This is a genomic window from Myxococcus virescens, assembly GCF_900101905.1.
Lineage (GTDB): Bacteria > Myxococcota > Myxococcia > Myxococcales > Myxococcaceae > Myxococcus > Myxococcus virescens.
Genome location: NZ_FNAJ01000024.1, coordinates 21,223 through 46,689 on the forward strand (window position 1 = coordinate 21,223; position 25,467 = coordinate 46,689).

General features: G+C 70.2%; 19 protein-coding genes. 13 read left to right on the plus strand and 6 right to left on the minus strand.

What is annotated here, in order from left to right; all coding sequences use genetic code 11:
- Nucleotides 1–8: 8 nt before the first annotated feature.
- Entirely contained in the window at nucleotides 9–608 is a 600-nt protein-coding gene (locus BLU09_RS35405; RefSeq protein ID WP_090495569.1) for a TetR/AcrR family transcriptional regulator, read from the minus strand.
- Between the two features lie 164 nt (nucleotides 609–772).
- Here BLU09_RS35405 and BLU09_RS35410 point away from each other — a divergent pair, with 164 nt between their 5' ends.
- The 4 genes from BLU09_RS35410 (at nucleotide 773) to BLU09_RS35425 (ending at nucleotide 4,592) form a co-directional block, all read left to right on the plus strand.
- Complete coding sequence (locus BLU09_RS35410; protein WP_244172307.1) at nucleotides 773–2,077, plus strand: alpha/beta hydrolase family protein; 1,305 nt, start codon at nucleotides 773–775, stop codon at nucleotides 2,075–2,077.
- Between the two features lie 9 nt (nucleotides 2,078–2,086).
- Nucleotides 2,087–3,148 carry a BamA/TamA family outer membrane protein gene (locus BLU09_RS35415; RefSeq protein WP_090495571.1) on the plus strand — a complete coding sequence of 354 codons (1,062 nt, stop codon included), beginning with the start codon at nucleotides 2,087–2,089 and terminating at the stop codon, nucleotides 3,146–3,148.
- Between the two features lie 48 nt (nucleotides 3,149–3,196).
- A complete protein-coding gene (locus BLU09_RS35420) occupies nucleotides 3,197–3,388 on the plus strand; it encodes a hypothetical protein (protein ID WP_090495572.1) in 192 nt (63 codons plus the stop codon).
- Nucleotides 3,389–3,467: 79 nt separating this feature from the next.
- On the plus strand, nucleotides 3,468–4,592 hold the full coding sequence (locus tag BLU09_RS35425) for a hypothetical protein (RefSeq protein ID WP_244172308.1): 1,125 nt from the start codon (nucleotides 3,468–3,470) through the stop codon (nucleotides 4,590–4,592).
- 6 nt (nucleotides 4,593–4,598) lie between these two features.
- On the opposite strand, the gene BLU09_RS35430 is transcribed toward BLU09_RS35425, so the two are convergent.
- Both BLU09_RS35430 and BLU09_RS35435 read right to left on the minus strand, forming a co-directional pair.
- Nucleotides 4,599–5,657, minus strand: a complete 1,059-nt coding sequence (locus BLU09_RS35430; RefSeq protein WP_244172309.1) for a hypothetical protein — start codon at nucleotides 5,655–5,657, stop codon at nucleotides 4,599–4,601.
- Nucleotides 5,658–5,837: 180 nt separating this feature from the next.
- A complete protein-coding gene (locus BLU09_RS35435; protein WP_090495575.1) occupies nucleotides 5,838–7,505 on the minus strand; it encodes a HEAT repeat domain-containing protein in 1,668 nt (555 codons plus the stop codon).
- Nucleotides 7,506–7,629: 124 nt separating this feature from the next.
- On the opposite strand from BLU09_RS35435, the gene BLU09_RS35440 reads away from it, so the two are divergent.
- Entirely contained in the window at nucleotides 7,630–8,895 is a 1,266-nt protein-coding gene (locus BLU09_RS35440; RefSeq protein ID WP_090495576.1) for a DmpA family aminopeptidase, read from the plus strand.
- Between the two features lie 13 nt (nucleotides 8,896–8,908).
- Here the strand turns inward: BLU09_RS35440 and BLU09_RS35445 are convergent, their stop codons facing one another.
- Both BLU09_RS35445 and BLU09_RS35450 read right to left on the minus strand, forming a co-directional pair.
- Nucleotides 8,909–10,687, minus strand: coding sequence for a DUF885 domain-containing protein (locus BLU09_RS35445; RefSeq protein WP_244172310.1), 1,779 nt, complete (start codon nucleotides 10,685–10,687; stop codon nucleotides 8,909–8,911).
- A gap of 38 nt (nucleotides 10,688–10,725) precedes the next feature.
- Entirely contained in the window at nucleotides 10,726–13,677 is a 2,952-nt protein-coding gene (locus tag BLU09_RS35450; protein ID WP_090495578.1) for a DEAD/DEAH box helicase, read from the minus strand.
- A gap of 394 nt (nucleotides 13,678–14,071) precedes the next feature.
- Between BLU09_RS35450 and BLU09_RS35455 the strand changes: the two genes are divergently transcribed.
- The 5 genes from BLU09_RS35455 to BLU09_RS35475 all read left to right on the plus strand — a co-directional run bounded on the left by BLU09_RS35455 (nucleotide 14,072) and on the right by BLU09_RS35475 (nucleotide 20,330).
- Nucleotides 14,072–17,395, plus strand: coding sequence for a type 2 lanthipeptide synthetase LanM family protein (locus BLU09_RS35455; protein WP_090495579.1), 3,324 nt, complete (start codon nucleotides 14,072–14,074; stop codon nucleotides 17,393–17,395).
- Nucleotides 17,392–17,607, plus strand: a complete 216-nt coding sequence (locus BLU09_RS35460) for a mersacidin/lichenicidin family type 2 lantibiotic (protein WP_011552917.1) — start codon at nucleotides 17,392–17,394, stop codon at nucleotides 17,605–17,607. Before BLU09_RS35455 ends, BLU09_RS35460 begins: the two co-directional genes overlap by 4 nt.
- Nucleotides 17,608–17,638: 31 nt before the next feature.
- On the plus strand, nucleotides 17,639–17,848 hold the full coding sequence (locus tag BLU09_RS35465) for a mersacidin/lichenicidin family type 2 lantibiotic (RefSeq protein ID WP_090495580.1): 210 nt from the start codon (nucleotides 17,639–17,641) through the stop codon (nucleotides 17,846–17,848).
- Nucleotides 17,849–17,916: 68 nt separating this feature from the next.
- Nucleotides 17,917–18,132 (plus strand): hypothetical protein, encoded by a 216-nt coding sequence (locus tag BLU09_RS35470; protein ID WP_011552915.1) that lies wholly within the window; start codon nucleotides 17,917–17,919, stop codon nucleotides 18,130–18,132.
- Nucleotides 18,129–20,330, plus strand: a complete 2,202-nt coding sequence (locus BLU09_RS35475; RefSeq protein WP_090495581.1) for a peptidase domain-containing ABC transporter — start codon at nucleotides 18,129–18,131, stop codon at nucleotides 20,328–20,330. The genes BLU09_RS35470 and BLU09_RS35475 overlap by 4 nt, the downstream gene beginning before the upstream one ends.
- Before the next feature lie 136 nt (nucleotides 20,331–20,466).
- Here the strand turns inward: BLU09_RS35475 and BLU09_RS35480 are convergent, their stop codons facing one another.
- Nucleotides 20,467–21,588: a proprotein convertase P-domain-containing protein gene (locus tag BLU09_RS35480; RefSeq protein ID WP_244172312.1), complete on the minus strand. Its 1,122-nt coding sequence runs from the start codon at nucleotides 21,586–21,588 to the stop codon at nucleotides 20,467–20,469.
- A gap of 213 nt (nucleotides 21,589–21,801) precedes the next feature.
- Between BLU09_RS35480 and BLU09_RS35485 the strand changes: the two genes are divergently transcribed.
- From BLU09_RS35485 to BLU09_RS35495, 3 genes are all read left to right on the plus strand, one after another.
- Nucleotides 21,802–23,616 carry an NUDIX hydrolase gene (locus BLU09_RS35485; RefSeq protein WP_186817998.1) on the plus strand — a complete coding sequence of 605 codons (1,815 nt, stop codon included), beginning with the start codon at nucleotides 21,802–21,804 and terminating at the stop codon, nucleotides 23,614–23,616.
- Between the two features lie 112 nt (nucleotides 23,617–23,728).
- Complete coding sequence (locus BLU09_RS35490; protein WP_244172313.1) at nucleotides 23,729–24,616, plus strand: ATP-grasp domain-containing protein; 888 nt, start codon at nucleotides 23,729–23,731, stop codon at nucleotides 24,614–24,616.
- Nucleotides 24,617–24,752: 136 nt separating this feature from the next.
- A complete protein-coding gene (locus BLU09_RS35495; protein ID WP_090495585.1) occupies nucleotides 24,753–25,448 on the plus strand; it encodes a hypothetical protein in 696 nt (231 codons plus the stop codon).
- Nucleotides 25,449–25,467 lie beyond the last annotated feature (19 nt).

Here is a 25,467-nt window from a genome sequence, read left to right on the forward strand (position 1 = left end):
CACGGCCCTCAGGGAACGAAGAGGAGCCGTGACGCCTGCTGCACCCAGGCGCGCCGCGTGTCGAGCGTGCCGAAGTCGAGCAGGATGAACTGGTCGAACAGCCGGGGCATCATCGTCAGCAGGCTCAGGGAGGCCCAGACCTGGGTGAGCGCCATCCTCAGCCGGTTCTCCGGCAGATGTGGCGCCCCCGGTGCCAGCCGCCCGGCCAGCTCGGCCAGGAACGCATTGAGGCGCTGGATGGCGGAGCTGTCGTAGCGCTGATGGGCCAGCGCGTCGTGGAAGTGCGCGTGCGCGATGTACGGGTAGCGCAGCGAGTTGCTCATCAAATCCTCGAGCAGCGTCTCGAACGCCTCGCGAATGCCCAGGCCCTCCAACCGGAGCCGATCGAAGTCCTCCAGGACGTTCCCGAAGGCCTGGTCCAGCGTCTGCTCCAGCGCCAGGGCAACCAGCTTCTCCTTGCTCCGGAAGTAGTAGCTGATGGCCGCGCTGTTCACCTGCGCCTCGCGGGCAATCTCCCGGATGCCCGTCGCATCCAGTCCATCCCGGCCGATGCACACGATGGTCGCCCGGAGAATGCGCTCCCGGGCCTCCTGCTCCTTGGTCCCCATCCCTGCAAACCCCTGAAACAACGTGATTCCGCGCCGACGCTTGACAGGCGCGGGCAACTTTAAATCTATTGATTCAATCAACTGATTAACCCAGGAGATTGAATCCCATGGTCAAGCCTGAAGGCGAACGTACCGCAGGAAGCCCCTCTCGACGAGGCGTGCTGATGGGAGCGGGGCTGTTTGCCGGCGGCGCGGCGGCGGCGCTGGGGCTGCGGAGCGCGCTGGCACCGGTGTCCAAGGACGTGCAGGGCATCAACCCCCGAGGCGACGCCTGGTACGACATCCGCCTCACGGGGGACGGGCTGATGGACAACCAGGTGCTCTGGTTCCTCAGCCACGCCACCCATGGCCAGAGCGACGTGGGGGACGTGCTGGAGACGGCCAGCCGCATCCAGCCCGGGGACGAGCGCAGCTGGTTCGAGGCGTGGATCCAGACGGCGCGGCGGGTCCACGGCCACGCCCAGGGTGCTGAGGCCAAGGGCCACCTGCTGAGCGCCGGCCAGGCCTACGCGCGCGCGGCGAACTACTACCGCGCGGCGACGATGCACTACACGGACCTGGAGGACCCGCGGACGCTCGAGGTGACGCGTCAGGCGGCCACCACGTTCGAGAAGTCGAACGGGCTGCTCGGCTACGACATTCAGCCGCTGGCCATCCCCTACGAGGGCACCACGCTGGCGGCGTACTTCGTGCGCTCGCCGCACGCGAAGCCCAGCGCCCCCGTCATCCTCCTCCACCAGGGGCTGCATGCCTGGCCGGAGGAGACGAAGTGGGTCTGGGAAGGCGCGACCCGGCGCGGCTACCACGTGCTCATGTTCCACGGCCCAGGCCAGGGCCGCTCGCTGCGGGAACACCGGCTGAGCTTCCGGCCGGATTGGGAAAAGGCCGTCAGCCCCGTGGTGGATGCGGCCGAGCGCATCAGCGGGGTGGACCCTCGCCGCATCCTCCTCATGGGCCTGTCGTTCGGCGGCGCACTGGCGCCTCGTGCGGCGGCGTTCGAGCCTCGCATCGCCCTGTGCATCGCCAACCCCGGCGTCCTCAGTTGGTGGGAGTCCACCAGCTCGCACTTCAACCGCTTCCTCCCAGGCTCGCTGGCGCTGCTGAAGTCACACCCGGAGCAGTTCGACCAGGCGATTACCGCGCTCGCGGACCGCTGGCCCACCGCCCAGTACTGGCTGCGTGACGTGTATTGGAAGCATGGCGCCCGGTCGCCGTCGGAGCTCTTCCGCAAGCTGGAGGAGTTCACCAACGAGGCCATCGTCGACCGCATTCGCTGCCCGGTGCTCATCATGGAGGGCGAGGCGGAGGATGCCTCGCCGGGCCAATCCCAGAAGCTCTACGACGCGCTCCGGGGCCCCAAGCACCTGATGATGTTCACCCACGAAGAGGCCGCGCCCCTGCACTGTCAGGCCGCGTCCACGGCGCTGGCCGAAGCGCGCCTGTTCGACTGGCTCGACGAAAACGTCTGAGGCCCCGCCATGACACCGCTCCTCACGGCCGTGCTCGGCGTCCTGCTCGTGGCCTCTCCCGAGGAAGCACCGGAGGGGCGCTTCAGCGTCGTCCCCTTCGTGCTGCCCGCCTACCAGCCGGAGACGAGCTTCCTCCTGGGCGGCGCGGCATCGCTCATCTATCAGCCCCCGGCGTCGCGAGGCGGCAGGGAGTCCCAGGTGATGCTGGCCGCCGCCGCGAGCACCCGTGGCCAGTTCACCCTCCTCCTCCAGCCGGACGTGAATCTGCTCGACGACCGGCTGAACCTCACGGCCACCGCCAGCGCGGCGCGCTTCCCGGACCGATTCTTCGGCATGGGCGCACGCACGCGGACGGAGGACGAGGAGGACTTCACTCCCATCTTCTTCGAGCTTGAACTGAGTCCGAAGTGGCGCATCGCCCCCCGCCTCTATGTCGGCCCCACCGTGCGCTATCAGCACGCGCGCTTCACCTATGTCGCGGAGGACGGGGCGGTGCGGCGCATGACGGGCGCCGAGGGCGGTTCGACGGTTCAGTTCGGGCTCACCGCCCTTTATGACTCGCGGGACAACACGCTCAATCCGGTGACAGGCCTGATGGCGCGGCTCAACCTGCGCCGGGCCCGGGACGCGTGGGGCTCCGACTACGTCTTTGATGTGCTGCGGCTGGATGTCCGGCGCTACCTCACACTTCCGTGGGGACAGCGGCACGTTCTCGCGATGCAAGGGCTCGTCGACCTGCGCGACGGTGAACCGCCCTTCTATGACACGGGGAGGTTGGGTGGGATGGAGTTGAGCCGAGGCTACCTGGAGGGGCGCTTCCGCGAGCGCCAGCACCTGGGGGCTCAGGTTGAGTACCGCGCGCCCCTCTTCTGGCGACTGGGCGGCGTGGCCTTCGTCTCCGCGGCGACGGTGGCACGCAGCCCACGCGACTTCGACCTGCGTGACATCAAACCCGCGGCTGGCGTCGGGCTGCGCTTCGCCCCCATGACAGACGTTCCCGTCAATCTCCGGCTCGACATCGCCTACGGAAACGAACCCAGCTTCTATTTGAACGTGGGCGAGGCTTTCTAGACTGGGAAAGCAGCCAACCTTCACCGTCCCGTGAGTTAGAAGTCGGCCATGCGCGCGCCCCTGTTGCCCTTCCTTGCCGACGACCAGAACCACCGCATCCGCAAATACCGGGACGGTGAAGGCGTGTCCCTGGCTGTCGCGCTGCCGGGCGCGCCGCCCATCAGCACCCACCGGGGTGAGGCCCCGGGCCGGCGCAGCTCCTGGCTCGCCCTGGCCCGAGCCACCGTGAGCGTGCCCTGAGCAGTTCGACTTCGCCCTGGGCCCAGGGGGGCGTGCCCAGGGCGTGCCGATGCACCTCCCTCCGCCCTCGGAGCACACCATGGTCCGCACCGAACGCGTCGCTCGTCGTGTCTTCTCCAGGCTGAACCTGGCCCTGCTGCTCACAGGTGCCCTCGCGGGCTGCGGGGGCCCCATGGAGCCGGCCCCGTCCGCGCCCGAACCCGAGGGCACCCAGGCCCAGGCGCTGACGTATCCCAGCGGCAGCAGCCAGACGGTGGTGTCCCGCCGTGTCGTCTACAGGAACGGCTCGGGGGCCTATCAAGCGGCAGCGGGGTTCGAGCACTTCCGCGCGGCGGGCGCTCTTGACATCGCGCTCCACAACATCCGCATCGCGGAGGTGGACGCGCCTGCCGTGCGCGAGGCCCTGGTCCTCATGTCCGCGGGCCAGAAGATTTCGAGCAGTGGCCACTCCAGCGGCGTCACCGGGCAGGCCTCCAACTGGGATGCGTCCTGTGACAGCGTCTCCTGTCCCAACGTGAACCTGGACGGCCGTTCGCTGGCCATGAAGCTGCGCGCCCTGGGTTTGTTTCCCAGCGGCAAGACGTACCTGTCCGTCGTCAACGACGCCAACTTCGACCACCTGTTCGACAGCGACACGAAGCAGCGCATCGTGAATGGCTTCTCGAACTGGCTCCAGGCGCAGGTCCGTCCGGAGACGCGCGCCATCTACCTGGCGGGCAGCTCTCGCGGTGGATGCTTGATGATGCGCGTGGCGCAAGCGCTCCGCGCGAACACGGCGCTCGACGGCATCGACCTCTACGTGTCGTCATTCGACGGCGTGTGCCGCAACAGCCAGGGGGAGCTGGGGACCTTCGACAGCAAGATCAACAACCCCGTGCGACCCTGGGGCACCTTCTATGGCGCGTGGGCCACGAACCTGACGGCCCAGTTCCCCCGCCGCGACCGGCTCCACATCTTCCACGTGGTGGGAGGCCAGGAGGTCGCTCCCGCCACGGGCATCCGCGCCTTCTCCGGCTACGCGGGCAGCACCCCGCCTTCGACGGGCACGAACCTCGACTGGGGTTGGTACAAGCAGACCTGGGTGAAGTGGCAGCACAAGGAGATTGGCAATCCCTACACGGACCCCAGCGCGTCGGACCAGCCACAGGCGGTGGCGGAGACAATCGACGCGCACCTGACGTGGCTCGACGCGCGCCTGCCCTGAAGCGGCTCAAGGAAATCCGGGCGGCCGACCTTCCTCGGCCGCCCGCAGTCGCGCGCCGGGGTTGAGTTCAAAGGCGAGCCCGAACTGCCACAGCGCCACGGGCTCCAGGAACAGGATGTTGTAGTAGTCCTGTCCCTTCACGTACCGCGCGAAGACGCCGAAGCCCGCGCCCCACCGGGGGTAGACGCCGAACTCAGCCTTCCACGTGGCCCGCTGCGAGGGCGTCTCCCCGAAGGGCTGCGACACGGACACTTCCAACGGGAAGCGGTGGTTGCTCCACGTGCGCTGGCCCATGACGCCGGCCGCCCAGTGTCCGTCACCGTAGACGACCCGCTGGGCGCGGGTGATGCGGCCAGGGCCCACGGAGGTGTTCAGCTCGAAGGCGGCGAACCCGCCCACCAACCACGCGTTGCGCAGGTCCGGCTCCACGTCGAAAGCCAGCCGGCTGTGGAACGCCATGCGGAAGAGGTTCGTCGTGAAGCTGCCGGACACCTCGTTCAGCGGCAGCTGTCCTTCCGACGGCGTGCACCCGGATTCGCCGCGCGTCTGGTTGCTGTAGAAGCACCCGGACTCCCCATTCGAGTAGTGCGCCACGATGACGTTGAGCGCGAGCGCCAGTCCCCGCACCGCCGCGCCCTCTGCCCGAGGCTTCGCCAGCGGTCGCAGGTGCGCCACCTGGAACGTCGCCTTCGCGATGAAGGACGGCGGGATGGCGGGGTCGCTCGCCGTGTCCACGATGCGCAACTGCACCGCCGGGGTGATGATGAGCGACAGGAAATACTCACCGCCGGGCCGCGTGAAGTCTCCGTGATGGAGCTGTGGCAGAAAGAGGTTGGGCGCCACCTGCGCCTCGAAGATGAGCTTCTCCGGGGAGTCCGGCGCCCCATGACGGCGGATGCGGTTGGGGGAGTCGAGGATGTAGCTGCGGTCGAGGAAGAGAGGGACCGGCGCGTCGTATTCCACGTGCCACCCGTCCGCGCGGACGACGCCCGCCAGCAGGACACACGCCCCCCACAGCAGGGCGGCCCACCACCGCTGGACTCCGCCCCCTGCCCTCCACGCCATGGACGCCCCATGAATCACGGGGCCGGACCTCAGGCCTGTGGCCAGCGGGTTGTCACCTGCCTCCGTGGACCACACGCGCGCTCGGGGGCATTCACCTGCGTCAGCGTCAGGCGAGCACACACTTCCCGGTCCGGCGGTCTCACGGACACTGCACACCCGCGGACAGCCGGACGCGTGAAGTCAGGGCGCGCTGGGGATGCGCCAGCCGTCCGCGCGCAGCGCCTTGCGCAGCCGTGGCGTGTCCTTCACGGGGTCCCAGGCACCACAGGCCCAGGGCAGCACCTCGTCCACGATGGCGCGATGGACCTCGCGTGCCGACACAGGCGGGCTGAGCGGCTCCGGAGACTCCTCGCTGGCGCCCAGCGCGAAGGTGATGACCGACCGGCGGCTCAGCGCCCGGCACGCGGCATGGACGCACGCGCCCAGGGGGTCCTCTTCAGTCCGGCGCGAGGCGACGGGCGCGGACGGCCGAGGGACACACCCGCAGGCGTAGTTCACCGCCCAGGCGGCGGAGAAGGCATCCGGCGCGCAGAACTGGCTGGGGGTGAAATTTCCCACCTCGGCCACCTGCGCCGCGTGCTCCTCCGAGGGCTCGCAGAGCCAGCGGTCCATGGCCATGACCGCGCGGCGCGACCAGTCGTTGTTCGGGTCCTGGGACTCCCACAGCCACAGCACACGCCTCGCGGCGGCGAGCGCCACGCGCACCTCCACCTCCGTACCGAAGGCGGCCAGGGACTCGAGCCACGGGCGCAGCGCCAGGGACGGCTCCTCGGTGCGCTCGGCGGGCCACGCCACATCCGTCAAGAGCGCGGCGCAGAGCGGCTCCTGGAAACGGTCCGTCCTCAAGGGCGGCGCTTGCTGTCGCAGCACCGCGCGCGTGATGTCGTCCATGACGGCGTCCACATAGGGTGCCAGGACCTCGACGGACCGGAGCGCGTCGAGCGGCGCCAGCGCCTCCGCGCCCCGGACGCCCAGCCGGGCGATGAACAAGAGGGCTCGCTTCCCATCTTCGAGCCGTCGGGTCTCACCGAGCGGGCCCCGCCAGGAAGGCGGAGGCGGCCCGTCTTCTTGCCGACGCGACCTCGCGCTACTCGCCACTTCGAGCAGTCTTGTAATCGCTCGGGCCGGCGCCAGCAGCGACAGCACGCGCAGGGCCTCGTTCCGATTCTCATCGTCCACGATGGCCTGCTCTTCAAGCGCGGTGAGGACCTCTTCATCGCGCGGAAAGCGAGCGAGGACATGGAGCCCCTCCCGGCGCACCGCGCGGTGGGCATCTCCGAGCAGCGATAGCGCGGCGACGCGAACCTCCTCCGGCAACGGGTCCTGCATCGCCGCCAGCACCTGCGCCGCGTGCTGCCGCGTCGGCGCGTCACCCCGCTCCTTGAGACACGGCAGGACGGCGCGCAGGGCCATGGGGGTGGCGCGTGGGCGCATGCGCGTCAGCACCGCCAACGCCATTCGCCGGACCCGCGCCACGGGCTGGCGGAGCACGTCGAGGAGCGCCGGAATCGCACAGGTGGGGAGCGGGTCGATGGTGCCCAGCGCCGCGACGCACTGCCCGAGCATGTTGCGCGTGGCCTGCCAGGAAGCCTCCTGGTCCGCCCGCGCCAGGGCCTCGATGAGCGCGGGCACCGCCGCGAGCCCCGCCTGGCACACGCGGTCATGTGCATCCCTGCCGTCGAACCAGCGGATGCGGTCTCCGGCGAGCGCGGCAATCCACTCGCGCACCGTCTTTCCTTCCACCTGGTAGCCGGAACGCACCAGCGCGGCATCCAGCCGCCGCAACGAGGCGAGGTCATCCGGCCGCGCCTTGCGCCACAACGCATCAAGGTCTTCATGTTCGGCCATGTGCAGCCCGACAGCCTCCCGACGGTGAGGGGACTCAGGGAGATACTGGCAGGGAGACAGCGGACATGGCCAGACGGGACCACCCGTTGGGGGCCCGAAGCGGATCGCGATATGAAGACACGCCATGAACCCGTTCCGTCTCCCTTTGCGCCTGGGCGTCGTGTCCTGTCTGTTGCTGTGCTCCTTTCCAGCGGAAGCACAGTCAACCCAGGCGAGGCCCCGCGCCCGCGACCTGGGCATCACCTTCGGCGGCCAATCCGGCCCGAACAACGCCATCACCGACGTGTCCGGCGTGGAGGTGGGCCACACGACGCTGATTTCGGGTGACACCCGTGGCCCGCGCGGCAAGGGCGCGGTGCGCACCGGCGTCACCGCCGTGCTGCCTCGCGGCAAGAACGGCGTGTCCGAGGACGTCTTCGCCGCCATCTACGCCCTCAACGGCAATGGCGAGATGACAGGCTCCCACTGGCTCACCGAGTCCGGCCAGCTCGCTGGCCCCGTCATGCTCACCAACACCAATGACGTGGGCACCGTGCGCGACTCCGTCATCGCCTGGGCGATGAAGCGAGGGCTGGAGTGGGAGCTGGGGCTGCCCATCGTCGCGGAGACGTGGGATGGCCTGCTGAATGACATCTACGGCTTTCACGTGAAGGCCACGCACGCCCACCGCGCGCTCGACAGCGCCAGGAGCGGTCCCGTCGCGGAGGGCTCGGTGGGCGGCGGCACGGGGATGGTGTGTCACAGCTTCAAGGCCGGCATCGGCACGGCGTCTCGCAAGCTGCCCGAATCGGAGGGGGGCTACACCGTGGGCGTGCTATTGCAGTGCAACTACGGCGCGCGCCACCTCTTCACCGTGGAGGGCGTGCCGGTGGGCGAGGAGATCAACGACCTGCGCCCCTGCTACACCGGGCCCAAGAAGCCGAGCCCCGGCATGTTCAAGGACGTGCCGCCCTGCTCGGCGTCGCGCGGCGACACCCAGCCTCGAACGCCCGAGGGCGCCGGCTCCATCATCGTGGTGGTGGCGACAGACGCACCGCTGCTGCCGCATCAACTGGAGCGACTGGCGAAGCGCGTGCCGCTGGGCATCGGGAAGATGGGTGGCCTGGGAGGCAACTCCTCCGGCGACATCTTCGTGGCCTTCTCCACGCAGCGCCTGAAGCCGCCCGCGGGCACGGCCGTGGCCAGCGTGTCGACGCTCGACAACGAGCGGATGACGCCGCTCTTCGAGGCCACCATCCAGGCCACGCAGGAGGCCATCCTCAACTCGATGCTGGCCTCCGACACGATGACGGGTGCGGAGGGCAGTCGCGTCTTCGGACTGCCCCAGGAACGGCTCATCCAGGTGATGAAGAAGCATGGCCGGCTGACAACAGCCGCGCCCGCGCCGTGACGCCGCGCGCGCCTCAGTCCGCGCGCTGAGGCGTGGGCGCGGCGGCCCCACGCTGCCGCGCCTGGACCCACGCCTGCACCCGCGCCTCGAGGATGTCCAGCGGCAGGGCGCCGTCGAGCAGTACGACGTCGTGGAACTCGCGCACGTCGAAGCCCGAGCCCAGGGCCTGCTCCGCGCGTGTGCGCAGCTCGCGAATCTTGAGCTGCCCTACCTTGTACGCCAGCGCCTGCCCCGGCCAGGCGATGTAGCGGTCAATCTCGTTGGTGGTGTCCAGCTCCTGGCGCGGCGAGTTCTCCATGAAGAAGTCGAGCGCCTGCTGCCGCGTCCACTTCTTCACGTGCATGCCGGTGTCGACGACGAGCCGCACCGCGCGCCACATGTCGTAGGCCAGCTGGCCGAACTTGTCGTACGGGCTGGTGTACAGGCCCAGCTCGTCGCCCAGCGTCTCACAATAGAGCGCCCAGCCTTCGCCATAGGCCACGTAGTAGCCGTAGCGGCGGAACTCGGGCAGGCCGGGTTGCTCGGCGGCCAGGGCCGTCTGCAGGTGGTGACCGGGCACGGCTTCGTGCAGCGTGAGCGGCACCATCTCCCACAGGGGGCGAGTCTCTGGCCGGTACAGGTTCACCAGGTACGTTCCCGGCCGTGAGCCATCCGACGCCCCTGGGTAATAGAAGCCGGTGGTCGCGTCCGGAGCCATGGCCTCCGGCGTCGGCTCCACGCCATAGGGCTGCCGGGGCAGCGTCTTGAACAAGCGCACCAGCGACGGGTCGATGCGCTTGGACAAAGCCCGGTAGCGCATCAGCAGCTCCTCCCCGTCCCGCGCGTAGAAGCGCGCATCCGTCCGCAGGAAGCGGAAGAACTCCGCCAGCGTGCCCTTGAAGCCCGTCTGGGCCTTCACCGCCTCCATCTCCGCGCGCAGGCGCTGGACCTCGGCCAGGCCGAGCGCGTGAATCTCCTCCGCGCCCAGGCCGGTGGTGGTGAACTTGCGCGCGAGGAAGGCGTACAGCTCCGCGCCGTCGGGCAACTGCCAGATGCCCACCGCCTCCGTGCCCTTCGGGACGTACTCCTCGGTGAGGAACTGGTGGAAGCGCTTCAGCGCGGGGAGCACGCCCTGCGAAATCGCCGCGCGGCCCGCCGCGGACAGGCGTTGCTGCTCCGCGGAGGCAATGCCCTTGGGGAAGCGGCGGAACGGCGCGAAGAAGCCGCTGTCCGACGGGTCCGCCACGAGCTGCTTCGCCACCTGCGGCGGAATCCGCTGGAGGACGACCTGGGGGTGGATGCGCTTCTCACGCAGTCCCTCGCGCAGCAGGGCCAGCACCTGGTCCACGTAGGCGCCGAAGCCCTGGAGCCGGGCCACCCAGTCCTCGTAGTCCTTCACCGTCTCGAAGCGCAGGTTGTCCGCGAGCTGGTAGGCCGTCTGCACACCCGGCGGCTGTTTGATGCCCTCCGGGATGCCGCCCATGTGATTCACCGGCATCAGGTACGTCTTGAAGCGGTGTTCCTCCACCCACGTCTCGTAGTCGCGGCGGAACAGGTCGTAGTTGAGCTGGTCCGCGGCGGAGAGCGCCTTGCGGTCCACCGTCTTCAGCTTCGCGAGCACCTGGAGGTTGTGCTGGTGGTCCGCCTCGATGGCCTCGAGGCTCAGGTCATCCCAGCGGCCATTCCAGCGCCGGTCGCCCTGCACCGACGCGTACGTCGGGCTGTGCTCCAACTGGTACTGCCACTCCTGTTGGATGAGCGCGTGCAGCGTGGCGGCGGCCTGGGGCCGGGCGTCGGCGGATTCGGGAAGCATCGTGAGGAACCCCACTGCGAAGAGAAGGACTGCGCGCGTCACGAGAAGAGTTCGAGCAGGTCTTCCCGGGTGATGGCCGTCGCGGCGGCGGCTTCGCTCAAGGCCGCCTCGAAGATGGCCCGCTTCTTCTCCTGGAGCCCCAGGATGCGCTCCTCCACGGTGCCCTGGGACACGAGCCGGTACACCATCACCGTGCGCTCCTGACCGATGCGGTGGGCGCGGTCCGCGGCCTGCGCCTCCGCCGCCGGGTTCCACCACGGGTCCACCAGGAAGACGTGGTCCGCCGCCGTGAGGTTGAGGCCCGTGCCGCCCGCCTTGAGGGACATGAGCAGCACCGGCTCGCCCTCCTGGGACTGGAAGCGCTCGGTGACTTCGCCGCGGTTGGCCGTGGTGCCGTCCAGCCGGCCGAAGCCGATGCCCGCCGCCTTCAGGCGCGGCTCGATGAGGTCCAGCAGCGACGTCCACTGCGAGAAGACGAGCGCCTTGTGGCCTTCCGAGACGGCCGTCTCCAGCGCGTCCACCAGCGTCTCCACCTTGGATGACGTGTTCGCCCGCTGGCCCGGAACGAGCGCGGGGTGACACGCGGCCTGACGCAGCCGCAGCAGGGCCTCCAGCGCCTTGAGCACGCTGCCGCCCTCGTTCAGCAGCGCCACCACTTCCTTGCGCGTGGCCGCCATCACCGCGTCGTAGACGGAGCGCTCACGCTCATCCATCTGCACGTGCATGACGGACTCGATGCGCGGCGGCAGCTCGGGCGCGACGTCCCGCTTCAGACGCCGGAGCACGAAGGGGCGGATGCGGCGCCGCAGCCCCTCGGCCGCGTCCTGCCGGCCCTCGGAGATGGGCCGCGAAATCTTCTCCTCGAAGTGCTTGCGCCCCCCGAGCAGGCCCGGGTTGGTGAAGTGCATGAGGCTCCACAGCTCCTCCAGCCGGTTCTCCAACGGCGTGCCGCTGAGCGCGAGCCGGAAGTTCGCCTTGAGCCCGAAGGCCGCGCGCGCCACCTGGCTGTCCGGATTCTTGATGGCCTGCGCCTCGTCCAGCACCAGCGAGTCCCACGTCTTCGCGCCGAGCACCGCCGCGTCCAGGCGCATGATGGCGTAGGTGGTGAGCGTCACGTCGGCGGACGGCTCCAGCGCGCGGCCGGGCCCGTGGTACACGCACACCTTGAGCGACGGACGGAAGCGCTTCAGCTCCGCGGCCCAGTTGGGCAGCACGCTGGTGGGGCACACCACGAGCGACCCGGGCCCCAGGGCGCAAATCGTCTGGAGCGTCTTCCCCAGACCCATGTCGTCCGCCAGGATGCCGCCCAGCCCCGCGCCGCGCAGGAAGCCCAGCCAGCTGACGCCCTGGAGCTGGTACTGGCGCAGCGTGGCGTTGAGCTCCGCGGGCAGCTCGGGCGGGGGCAGCTTCTCGAAGCCGGAGATGAGCGGCGCCAGCCGGTCCAGGCCCGGCGGAGGCGGCTGCTCCAGCGTCTCGCACAGCGCGGTGAGCTCCGGCAGCGCGTGGTTGGAGACCTTCCCATCCTCCTGCCGCGCGTTGAGCAGGTCCGCCACGCGCTGACCGTGCTTGTCCAGCCAGGCCCGGGGCAGCGGCGCCCAGCCACCACCGTCCAGCGGCACCAGCCCCAGCCCCTCCGTCCACGCCCGGATGACGGCGGCGGCGTCCACGTCCTTGACCTCGCCCTTGGCTCCCTCCACCTGGAAGGAGAGCTGGAAGCGCACGTCGGGGACGCCCTGCCCCGTGACGCTGGACTCCAGGTGGAGCGACGGGCGCAGCTTGACGTCGGGGCTCACCAGCCCCGCCGCGTCACCGGCGAGGTCGCCGCGCCAACGCCGCAGCTTGTCCGCCCAGCGCACCATCTCCGATCCCTGCACCGTCAGCCGTCGGCCGGGCACCAGGTTCAGCTCGTCGCGCAGCTGGTGGATGAGGCGCTGCTCGGCGGCCTCGTCGCGCAGCGGCACCGCGCCGCGCAGGTACACCATGCGCCCGTTGTCGATGCGCACCACCGGCGGCGCGCCGTAGACGAGCGTGGGCAGCACGGACAGGCCGGCGTCGAGCTGGTTCAGCTCCAGCAGGATGCGCGGCTTCAGCTCGCGGTCCAGGCGCGGCAGCCGCTTGCTGCGGACCTCCACCGGCAGGCGGCGGCCCAGCTCGGGCATGATCTTGGAGGTCAGGTCCCCCAGGTGGTCCGCCGAGTACGTGCGGACGATGGGCAGGTGCTGCAACCAGGGGCCGGACATGGATGTCTCGCCCAGGCGGACCAGCGTATCGCTCGCGAGCGCCACCCCGGGGCTGACCACCTCCTGGACGCGCGGGTCCTTGCTCACCGTCACCACAATCTGGCCGCTGCGGTCCTCCACCACCGCGCGTGGCAGCACCTGCTCGTCGGACACCGCCACCGGGCGCCCGTCGAGCAGCACGTTGCGCGCCGACTCCAGCACCTTGAGCACCGCCTCCAGCGTCTCCGGCGCCAGGGTGCCACGGGTGCGCCGCTGCTCCAGGATGCGGTCGGCCAGCAGGTCCGCGTTCTCCACCTGGAGCTTCGCGGCCTCCGCGGGTCGGGCCATCAACGACGTCAGACTGCCCTCCAGCGGCGTCTCCGTGCCGTCCACCTGGACGATGGAGCGGCGCAGCTCCAGGCCGCCGTCCGCGCGGGTGAAGTGGTAGACGACGCGGGCCCAGCGGGTGGCCGCCGTCTCCATGGGCGTGTCCTGCTTCTCCGCCTGCTGGATGGAGATGGCCGCCGCCACCACGTGCTCACAGGGGTCCACCTGGCTGGGGCAGTCGCACTCCCAGGCGTCGTCGTTCGGGTACAGGACGACCGTGAGGGCGACCGGGCGCCCCTTGGCGCGGACCCTCAGCTCCAGCTCGCCCCCTTTCTGGGACTGGAGCACCACGGCTCCGGAGCGGGCGAGGTTCACGCCGTTGGACCAGATTCCCGGCTTGGCTTCCTTCCGGACGGTTTCGAGCAGTTGGGCGGTGGCGGACATGGGGCGTTGCTTCCCTACGCCCCGAGAATGCATCGCGCAACGGCCATGAGCGCGCACCGTCGCGTGGCAGGCGGCCTCCCCCTGCACCGGCTCAGGCGAAATCCCCCGCCTGGACGCGGCGGACGATGGGGTCCGCGATCCGGAAGCTGTTGGCCAGCACGTGAAGCCCTGCCTGGGAAAACTTCAACGCCAGCGGCCCACCGCACGCGCCACTGTCGCTGTTGCGTGCGTCGTACAAATCCCTCCCACATTCCCGCTTGGATTGCATGCCAGGCGGACACGGGCGCCCAGCATTGACAGGCAAAGATGAAATGACTTACCTGTATCACAGTCATCTCCCTGCTACTCCAACGAAGCCAGCTCACCGGGTTTTGCCCAGGAAACGAGAGGACGCGTGGAAATCACGCAGAGGCAGGACGAGGCGATGCCGGGAGCCAACACTCCGTCCCGGTTCGCACGCTGGGCACGGGCCGCCACACTCACCGAGCGGGCTGAATTCACTCTCAAATCCAATACGACGCAACAAGACAGATCCGCTGCGGCGCGCAAGCGATTGGATGCATGGCGTCAGCAGGAGCCCTTCGGACAGGCGGACTGGTGGCAGCGCAGACTGCAATCGTCGGGGCTGACCGAGGCGGAGCTGCTTACGCTGTTGGAGGGACCCACCGGGGCGCCTTGGACCACGCCTGCTGAAGTCCCCCACTGGGTGCAGGTGCTGGAGCACACCTACGCGGAGCCCTCGCACGCGCCCGTCCCCTGGCCCGAGCGCACGGAGGGCCCGGACCGCTCGGCCTTCCTGCCGCTGGTGGAGCCGCTGGTGTCGCGCGCCGTGACGCAGCTCACCGCCGCGCTGAAGCCGCTGAAGCACGCCGCGCCTGGGCTCGACCTGGAGCCGAGCGTCGTCGTCTCCACGATGCTGGACCACCTGCCCCAGGTGCTGGCACCGGTCCTGGGCCGTGCCATGGTGGTGGAGCTGCATGCCGCCCAGTTGGAGGGCCTGCTCTCGGGAGACACCCCGGAGGCGCGCTTCCAGGACTTCACGAGACGGCTGCGCCAGCCGCAGGTCGCCCTGGACATCCTGGAGCGATACCCGGTGCTGGCCCGCTGCGTCGTCCTGCGCATCGCGGAGTGGGAGTCCAACTGTCTGGGGCTGATGAAGCGGTTGACGCGGGACGCGCCCCTGCTCTGGCAGCGGTTCAACGCGGGCCAGTCTCCCGGCGCGCTGGTGGAGGCCCGCGGCGGCTTCTCCGACCCGCACCGGGGCGGCCAGGGCGTCTTCATCCTCCGTTTCGAGTCCGGGCTGCGGATTGTCTACAAGCCGCGCTCACTGGGAGCAGAGGCCGGGCTCCAGCAGCTCCTCACGTGGCTCAACGCGCGCGGCGCCACGCCCACGATGAAGGGCGCGGAGGCGCTGGACCGAGGCGAGTACGGGTGGATGGAGTACGTGGCCCCCGCGCCGTGCGCATCAGCGGAGGAGGTCCGGCGCTTCTACGAACGCCAGGGCGCCTACGTCGCGCTGATGCACGCGCTGGATGGCACGGACCTGCACTTCGAGAACCTCATCGCCGCCGGTGAGCACCCGGTGCTGGTGGACGTGGAGACGCTCTTCCACCCGCTGTCGGGCACGCGCACGCTTCGAGACTCCGAGCACGCGGTGGAGGCGCCTCCGGTGTCGGTGCTCCGCAGCGGGCTGCTGCCGCAGCAGTTCTGGGGCACGCGCAAGAAGGCCGGTGTGGACCTGAGCGGGCTGAGCGCTCGGGCAGGTCAGCTCACGCCGCAGGCCTACTTGATGACGACGGAGCGAGGAACGGACCGGATGCGCTTCGAGCGGCGGCCGGTGGAGCTGCCCGGGTCCAACAACCTGCCGCGCCTGGAGGGCGAAACCGCGCCCGTGCTGGACTACCGCGACGCGCTGGCCGACGGCTTCACCCGCATGTACGGCCTGCTGCTGGAGCACCGCGAGGCGCTGCTCGCCGAGGACGGGCCGCTGGCCGCCTTCGCGCACGTGCCCATGCGCGTCCTCTTCCGCAACACGGCGGTGTACGGCGCGCTCCTCTTCGAGAGCTACCACCCGCACGCGCTGACCGATGGGCTCGAGCGCCAACGCTTCTTCGACCACCTGTGGCGCGTCGTGGTGCCTGCCCCGGACTTCGCGGCGCTCGTGCCCTTGGAGACGGAGCAGTTGGAGCGGGGAGACCTGCCGTACTTCACCGCGCGCGCCGACTCGAAGGACCTGGAGGCGGGCTCGGGCCAGCGCCTGCCGGACTTCTTCCAGGAGACGGGCATGGCGCGCGTGCGCCGCCGGCTGGAGGGACTGTCGCCAGAGGACCAGACGCGGCAGCGCTGGGTGCTGGAGCGCTCGCTGGATGTCCTGCTGCTGAGCTCGCAGACGGTGGCGCGTCCGACGTATCCCTTCCGGGAGCACACCCAGCCCGGCCTCCGCGACGCGTTGCTCGCGGAAGCACGACGCGCGGGCGAACGGCTGCTGCCATTGGCCTTCGAGCGCCGCGACGAAGCGCATTGGCTTGGCCTGGATGCGGGAGACGGCGGCTGGCGGCTCGGTTCTCCGGGGCCGGACGTGTTCCAGGGGCGCGCGGGCATCGCGCTCGCGTTGGGCTACCTGGGGGACGTCACGCAAGACGCGCGCTTCACGCGGCTGGCGCGGGCCACGCTGCGCACCCAGGCGCGCCTCCTGGCGGAGGAGCCCGCCAGCGTGGTGGGGCTGGGCATCCTCAATGGCTGGGGCGGCATCCTCTACGCGCTGACGCACCTGGGCGTGCTGTGGAAGGACGATGCGCTCCTGGACGAAGCCGCGGGTTACGTACGGCGGCTGCGGCCCCTGGTGGAGAAGGACACGGTGCTGGACGTGGGCGCGGGCGCCGCGGGCTGCCTCCTGGCGCTGCTGGTGCTCGGTGAGCACCGCCCATCAGACACGTTGTGGGCCACGGTGGACGCTTGCGGCCAGCGGCTGCTGGAGACGTCCACGCCCCAGGCCCGAGGCGCGGCGTGGATCTGCGAAGCCGCCGGAAACCGTTACCTCGCGGGCATGGCGCATGGAGCCGCCGGCATCAGCCTGGCGCTGCTTCGGCTGTTCGCGCGGACGGGCGATACACGCCTGCGTGACGCCGCGGTGGCGGGCATGGAGTACGAGCGCGGGCTCTACACACCCGAGGAGCGCAACTGGCCCGACCTGCGCGCGGGCGCGAAGGAACTGGCGGCGGCGGCGGAGGGGACGGAACACTTCCTCTGGGCATGGTGCACCGGCGCCCCCGGCATCGGACTGGCGCGACTGTCTGGGCTGCCCTTCGTGGACGACGCAGCGGTGCGCGAGGAGATTGCCATCGCGCTGGACTCCACCCTGGCGAGGGGCTTCGGCCGCAACCATGGTCTGTGCCACGGAGACCTGGGCAACGCGGACTTCCTGTTGGAAGCGGCGGCCACGCTCGGGGACTCGAAGCTCCAGGAGCGCACGAACGCGGTGGCGGGCGGCATCCTGCGCGGAATCTCCGAGCACGGCTACCTCTTCGGCCTGCAAGGCAGCACGGAGACGCCGGGCATGATGGTGGGCCTGGCGGGCATCGCCTACGGACTGGCGCGGCTGGCCATGCCGGAGCGGGTGCCCTCGCTGCTGACGGTCGCGCCTCCACGAATCGTCCGAGGTGAAGGGCTGGGCACCCCGGATGGCCGTCCCTCCAGCCGCAACCAGGAGCTGTCATGAGCCAGAAGAAGGACCACATCCTCCGTGCGTGGCGTGACCCCGAGTACTTCAACAGCCTGTCGTCGGAGGAGCGCGCGGCCCTGCCCGCCAACCCCGCCGCCGAGCTGGAGTTGGGGGACGACCTCCTGGAGGTCATCACCGGCGGCGACTTCTGCCTGCCCGGCCAGTCCAGCGCCCAGTGCACGCCGTGCCCGCCGCGGCACTGTCTCTGATTCGCCCCCCCTTTCCTGTCCAGGAGCAGTCATGAGCAAGAAGCAACACATCCTCCGTGCGTGGCGTGACCCCGAGTACTTCAACAGCCTGTCGTCGGAGGAGCGCGCGGCCCTGCCCGCCAACCCCGCCGCCGAGCTGGAATTGAGCGACGAGGTCCTGGAGAGCATCTCGGGTGCGGACAGCTGCGAGCAGTTCGGCAGCTACTACTGCACGCCGTGCCCGCCCTACGTGTGCATGTAGCGAAGGCCCAGGGGGGCTGGTTCAGTCCCGGACCAGTCCCCCACTCCCTGCGCTAACATCCCCCCGCGATGCAGCCACCCACCGACGGCCGCCCCTCCATCTTCCGCAAGGAAGCCCTGGCGCACTACCAGCGCGTCGTGCAGGACGAAGGTGACCTGCTGCGCATCGGTGGACAGTGGACGCGGTGGACGTTCGCGCTCCTGTTCGTCTTCGGCCTCGCGCTGGCGATGGGTGTCCTGGCGTGGCCGGCGCTCATTGCGCCAGAAGGAAACGTGCCGCCATGACGGCCGAGGCGCCGCAGCAGCCCCAGCGCCGGTGGAGGCTCGGCCTGCGCAAGCGCGTGCCCGAAGTGCGGCAGATGACGATGACGGACTGTGGCGCCGCCTGTCTGGCCATGGTGCTGGCCTACCACGGCCGCCACATGGGCCTGGACGCGGTGCGCGACGTGACAGGCCCCGGACGTGACGGCGCCAGCGCGAAGGCGCTGAAGGCCGCCGCCCAGAAGCTGGGCCTGCGCGTGCGCGCCATCTCCGTGGACCTGGACCGGCTGCCCTTCCTGCCTCCGGCCACCATCCTCCACTGGCGCTTCACGCACTACGTCGTCTTCGAGCGCCTGGGCCGCGGCTGGGTCGAGGTGGTGGACCCCGACCAGGGCCGCCGCCGCGTCTCCATGGAGCAGTTCAGCCAGTGCTTCACCGGCGTGGCCCTGCTGCTGGAGCCGTCCGAGAACTTCCAGCCGGGCCACACGCGGCGCGGGCCCTACCGCTACCTGGTGCCCCTGGTGAAGCGGCAGGCCGGCACGCTGGTGAAGGTGCTCGCGCTGTCCGCCGTGCTCCAGGTGCTGACGCTGGCGGTGCCGCTGCTCACCGGCATGGTGGTGGACCGCGTGGTTCCGCGGCAGGACTACTCGCTGATGGGCGTGCTGTCCGCGGCGCTCGCGGGCGTGCTGCTCTTCGAGCTGCTCACGTCGGTGGTGCGAGGCCAGCTCCTGGTGGAGCTGCGCACACGGCTGGACTCGCAGATGACGCAGGGGCTGCTGGACCACCTGGTGAGCCTGGCCTACCCGTTCTTCCAGCTCCGGCCCGCGGGCGACCTGCTGACGCGGCTGGGCTCGCAGCAGGCCATCCGCGAACTGCTCTCCACCGGCCTGCTGTCCAGCGCGCTCGACGGTGCGCTGGTGCTCCTCTACCTGGGCCTGCTGCTGGTGGCGGATGCGTCGCTGGGGCTGCTGGTGGTGGGGCTGGGCCTGTTGCAGGTGCTGGTGTTCGCGCTGCCCCGGGCCCGACAACGCAGCCACCTGTCGCGCAGCCTGGACATGGGCGTGCGCAGCCAGAGCTACCTGATGGCCATGCTGTCCGGCATGCAGACGCTCAAGGCCTTCGGCGTGGAGGACCGCATGGTGGGCAGCTACGCCAACCTCTACGTGGACCTGCTCAATGTGGAGCTGGAGCGAGGCCGCCTCTCCGCGTGGCTGGACGCGCTGACGGGCACGCTGCGCCGCGTGTCCCCCCTGGTGTTGCTGTGCGTGGGCGCGTGGCGCGTGCTGGACGGCGCGATGTCCCTGGGACAGATGCTGAGCATCAACGCGCTGGCCACCGCGCTGCTGGTGCCCCTGTCCAACCTGCTGGGCACCGGCGGGCAGCTCCAGTTCCTGAGCACGTACCTGGAGCGCATCAACGACGTGCTGGACACGCCCCCCGAACGCGACGCGGCGCACCGGGGCCGCGCGCCCACGCTGCGCGGCGCCGTCACCCTGGAGGACGTGCGCTTCCGCTACAACCCCCACTCCGCCTGGGTGGTGCAAGGCGTGTCGGTCAGCGTGGAGCCGGGGCAGATGGTGGCGCTCGTCGGCCGCTCGGGCGCGGGCAAGAGCACCCTGGCGCACCTGCTGCTGGGGCTCTACCTGCCCACCTCCGGACACGTCCGGTACGACGGCGCGGAGCTGGGCGAGCTGGACCTGCGCGCGGTGCGCAGCCAACTGGGCGTGGTGTTGCAGGATGCCTCGTTCTTCAACGCGTCGCTGCGGGAGAACATCACCCTGAGCGACCCGGACCTGGACATGGACCGTGTCGTGGAGGCCGCGAAGCTGGCCCACATCCACGACGACATCATGGCCATGCCCATGCAGTACGACACGCCGCTGACGGACCGGGGCCTCTCCATGTCCGGCGGCCAGCGGCAGAGACTGGCCCTGGCGCGCGCCCTGGTGCGCAGGCCCGCCATCCTCCTGCTCGATGAAGCCACCAGCGCCCTGGACGCAACCACCGAGGCGCACGTGCAGCAGGCGCTGGCGTCCCTGAAGTGCACGCGCGTCGTCATCGCCCACCGGCTCAGCACGGTACGCAACGCCGACACCATCCTCGTCATGGAGGCCGGCAAGGTAGTGGAGGTCGGCCGGCACCAGGAGCTGCTGGAGCGCCAGGGCACCTACGCGTCGCTGGTGAATGCACAACGGGAGGAGCGCACCCAGGCGACGGGCTGAGGCGCCTGGAGTACGCGTCGGGACTCATGAACATCCTGCGCCCCGTCATCCACGCGCACGCCAGCCGGCCCGCGTCGCCACCGTGAAACGCGCGGTGGGCCCTCGAAGCGCGAAGGCCCACCGCGAAACAGCCGGCTCAGTCGTAGCGGCTGGTGAGCTTCAGCGTCCACGAGCGCAGCGTGCCGCTGCCCACGCCAGACGGGTTGGCGACGTGCAGCTTCCACTGGCCGTTGATGCTGCCGTCGCGCGGAATGCCCCGCGTCACGACGATGCGCGAGGGCGGCGTGCCCTCGTTCGGGCCGTCCCACAGCAGGGCCGTCTCACCACCCGGGTCCTCCAGCGTCAGCACCAGCCGGTGCGGCGCGGTGTGGACGATGTCCAGCTCCACGTTGATGTCCATGGGCACCGTGGCCAGCCCCACCACGACGAGCGGCGCCGTCAACAGCGGGCTCGTCGACTGGAGCCGCAGGTCCGAGTACTCGGTGAAGGAGGCGCCCATCCACGCCGGAGCGCAGTAGCCCTCCACCCAGCCGGACGCCAGACCGATGCAGATGAGCTCCGCCGACGGGCACGCCACGAAGCGGGAGCACACGTCCCCATTGCCCGCGAGGGGCGAGGTGTCCACGCAGCGGCCATAGGGGCTGGAGCCATCTCCGGGCCGGCCCTCACAGACGAGCCCGGGCTGACAGATGCCAGGGCCCGTGCACGGGTCACCTTCGGCCGCCTGCTGCGTGTGGGCCTTGAGCTGCCCCATCGTGACGGCGTCCACGTTCGCCAGCCGCGACAGCTGCACCATGTGGAGGATGGGACGCGCCGCGACCAGGCTCTGCACCGCCGCCGCGGGGATGCCGAAGACAGTCTCCAGGTTCGACGCGCTCTCCGTGTTCGCGGCGAGGATGGCGCGGCGGGCCTCCGCCACGTTGAAGGCCACGCCGTGGAACGTCCCCACGTGCCCGTCGACCGGCAGCTCCACGCGGCCCGTGCCCTTGGCGTACGCCTCCAGCGCCGCGAGCGCCGCGGGGCCCACGTACGGCACCGCGTCCACCTGCTCGATGCTCACGAAGCGGCGGTCATCGCCCGTGTGGAGCACGCCATCCGGCCCCTCGCGGAAGTCAATCAGCGCCTGCGCCGCCGGGGCGTCCAGCGGCACCTCCAGGTCCAGCACGGTGTAGGAGATGGAGGAGTCGTTGAGGAAGGACAGCACCCCCTCGGCGGCGGGCGTACCGGTGGCCAGCGCCTGGGCCTGCGTTCCGAGCACGACAGCCTCGTGCGCGGTGTCCGTGGACGTCGGGGCTCCGCAGCTGATCAGCGCCGGAAGAACCGTGGATAGCGAAAGAAACAAGGGAAGTTTGAGTTTCATGCACACCATGTAGCGCAAGACTTGCCCGGCGCACAGGACGTCACCCATGCGTGACGCAATCCAACCGAACCCGTGGGGAATACGCCCACCTCCGTGGCAGTCTTGCGCGTCATGCGAATCCCCCACGCGCTGTCCCTAGGCGCCGCCGCCCTCCTGGCGCTGTCGGCACAGGCTGCCGCCCCCAGCCGTCCTTCCCCCACCCTGCCTCCGGGCTACTGGCCAGAGGAGAAGGTGGCCGAAGTGCTCGCCAAGACGCAGGAGGTCCGCCTGTCACCGGACCTCTCCCGCCTCACGCCCGACGAGCAGGCGGCGGTGAAGGACCTGCTGGAGGTGGGCGCCATCTTCCAGGGGCTCTACGAGTCCTCGCGCCACCATCAGGCGCTCCCGGCTCGCGCGAAGCTGGAGGCGCTGGACAAGAAGCTGGGCAGCCCCAAGCGCACACAGGACCTGCTCACGTTGTATCGCCTGTACCAGGGCCCCATCGCCAGCACCCTGAGCAACGCGCGGGAGGCGTTCCTCCCGGTGGACGCGCAGGTGTCCGCGCGCAACGTGTACCCGGTGGACGTCACGCGGGCGGAGGTGGACGCCTTCCTGGCCGCGAACCCCGGCGAGCGCCAGTCCCTGCTGAGCGAGAAGACGGTGGTTCGCCGCGCCACGGCCGCCAACCTGCGCCAGGACGTGAAGGTCCTCCAGACGCACCCGGTGCTGGACACGCTGCATCCGGGCCTGCGCCAGGCTCTGCAAGCGAAGGCGAAGCGGCCCGACGCCAAGGCGCTCTACGCGGTGCCCTACGCCGTGGCCTATGGGCCGGAGCTGGTGAAGGCCTACGGGCTGGTGATGCGCGCAGCGCAGCGGCTGGAGGCCAGCGACGTGGAGCTGGCGCGCTACCTGCGCAACCGCGCGCGCGACCTGCTCACCAACGACTACGAGAGCGGCGACGCGGCCTGGGTGACGGGCCGCTTCCAGAAGCTCAACGTGCAGTTGGGCGCGTATGAGACGTATGACGACGCGCTCTTCGGCGTGAAGGCGTTCCACAGCCTGTCGGTGCTGCTGAGCAACGAGGCGGCCACGCAGGAGCTGCGCAAGCGCCTGGGCGGGCTCCAGGCGGTGGAGGACGCGCTGCCCTACGCCGCGAAGAAGCGCGTGCGCGAGGACATCCCCGTGGGCGTCTACGACGTCATCGCCGACTTCGGCCAGTCGCGCGGCACCAACACCGCGAGCATCCTCCCCAACGACGCGCTGGCCGCGCGCCGCTATGGCCGCACCATCCTCCTGCGGGAGAACATCATGCGGAACCCGGACCTCTTCGCGTCCGACGAGCGCATCTGGCGCGCCGCGGTGGTGGACGCCCACGCCAAGGAGCTGGTCTCCGAAGGCAACTTCCAGCGCACCCTCTGGCACGAGGTGGGCCACTACCTGGGGCCGGACCGAGACCAGAAGGGGCGCACGCTGGACGACGCGCTGGAGGACTACGCGGGCGCCGTGGAGGAGATGAAGGCGGACCTGGTGAGCCTCTTCTCGCTGCATGACTTCCACAAGAAGGGCACGCTCGACGCCGCCGGCCTGCGCGCGGTGCAGGCCTCCGGCATCCGCCGCACGCTCCAGAACGTGCGCCCGCGCGAGGACCAGCCCTACCAGCGCATGCAGTTGGTGCAGTTCAACTGGTTCCTGGAGCACGGCCTCCTCCAGGCGGACCCGCAGACGGCGCGCCTGAGCATCCACTACGACAAGTACCCGGCCGTCGTGACGTCGCTGCTGGAGAAGGTGCTCGCGCTCCAGCACGGCGGTGACAAGGCGGCCACCGCGGCCTTCTTCCAGCGGTGGAGCGCCTGGACGCCGGAGCTGCACGAGAAGCTGGCGGCCCGCATCCGCGAGGCGCAGGGCGCCCGCTTCCGGCTGGTCCGGTACGACGCGCTGGGGGACTGAGCGTCCCGCATCCGGTCCCCGCGAAATCCGCGCGGGGACCGTGTCAGGGTTGGCGCGCGCACGCGTCGGAGGTGCCCCCCACACACCGCCACCCTTGATGCGAGGCTTCTGGATGCCAGGCTCCCGACGTCCGTCTCACGCGCGCGCCATCCTCTTCGGCCGGAATCCCACCCAGGACGACCCCTTCGACGTGGAGGCCGACGCGGCCGAAGCGCTCGGGGTCGACACCTACCAGGCAGACCTGGGCGCCCTCCTCTCCGGCAATGCCGAGCAGGCGCTCTCCACCCTCCCTGAGCGCGGCAGGCTCCGGCTCCTCTACCGCGGCTGGATGCTGACGGAAGAGGAGTACACCGCGCTGGACGAAGCCGTGTCCGCCCTGGGGCACCGGCTGACGACCACGCCCGAGCAGTACGCGGCGGCGCTCTACCTGCCCAACTGGTACCCCCGGCTCTCCCGCTACACCGCCCGCAGCGTCTGGACGGAGGGCCTGGACGCGGCGGAAGCCTGGCACGCGGCCCAGGCGCTCGGCTCGCAGCCCTGGCTGGTGAAGGACCACGTGAAGTCGGCCAAGGAGCGCTGGGATGACGCCTGCTTCATCCCCGAGGGTACGACGCAGGCGCGCTTCGAACAGATTTGCGCCAACCTCGTCGATGAGCGCGGAGACCGCTTCGAGCGGGGTCTCGTCGTCCGGAAGTTCCTCCCCTTCAAGACGTACGGACGGACACCCTCGGGCCCGGCCCACCTCGAGTTCAGGCTCTTCTTCGGAGGCGGCCGGCTCCTCGCCGCCGAGCCGTACCACGAGTTCGACGTCGACGTGCCGGACTTCACCGGCTTCGAGCCCCTGGCCCGGCGCATCGACTCGCCCTTCCTCACCCTGGACGTGGCCATGCTCCAGGACGGGGGCTGGGCGGTGGTCGAGGTGAACGACGGCGGCGTCTCCGGACTGCCCCCCGGGCTGGATCCGCGCACGCTCTTCGAAGCCCTGCTCGCCCCCCGCTAGCGCGGCGTCGGACGTGCGCGCGCGGCCCCTGCCCTTTGAGCAGGGGCGTGTGGCGCGCTGAGCGGTGCGCCGCTGCTTTCACCCTCCCCCCGGATGCGCACAGTTTCGGACAGGACCCTATGACCGGGAGGAAGGCATGGCACAGCCAGGCAGGCGTCGCATGTACCTGGGGATGGCCGGCACGGCCGTGATGCTGTTGGGAGGCTGTGCCTCCCATCGCTCCAGCGCGAAGGTGGACAAGCAATGGGTGGCGCGCGTCCCACCCGGCGAGCTGGGAAACGTGCGCGAGGCGCAGCTCACGGAGGACCATGCCCGGGAGCAGATCACCCGCACCCAGGTGGCCAGACAGGACGCCGAGGCGGAGCGCGAAGTCGCCCAACGCAACGAGGACGCCGCGAAGTCCCGCCACGAAGCAAGTGAGGCAGCGCTCGAGGCCGCGCAGGCAACGGGTGACGTCGCGGCCATCGAGCGGGCCCAGAACGCCGCCTGCACGGCCCAGCACGCCCTCACCCTGGCCGAGGCGGAGACGGCCTGGCGCGACGACGCGGTGACGACGTTGAAGTCGCTGGAGGTCATGCGCCAGCGGGAGCTGGACGTGGCCGACGCCCAGCTCGAACAGGCGAAGTACGAAGCCGTCAACGCCAACGCGGACGTCCGGGCGAAAGAGTTGTCCCCAGGGGACTTCTCCAGCGCCGTCGCCGACGCCCGGCGAAAGGCGGCGGATCAGCAGCGCCAGGTGGACGCCAACCTCCAGCGCGAAGATCAGGCCAAGGCGCACTGGCAGCAGTTGCAGGCCCAGGGCTACGGAGGCAGTGGCACGCAGCAGCCCTGAGACGCGCCTTCACCTCGTA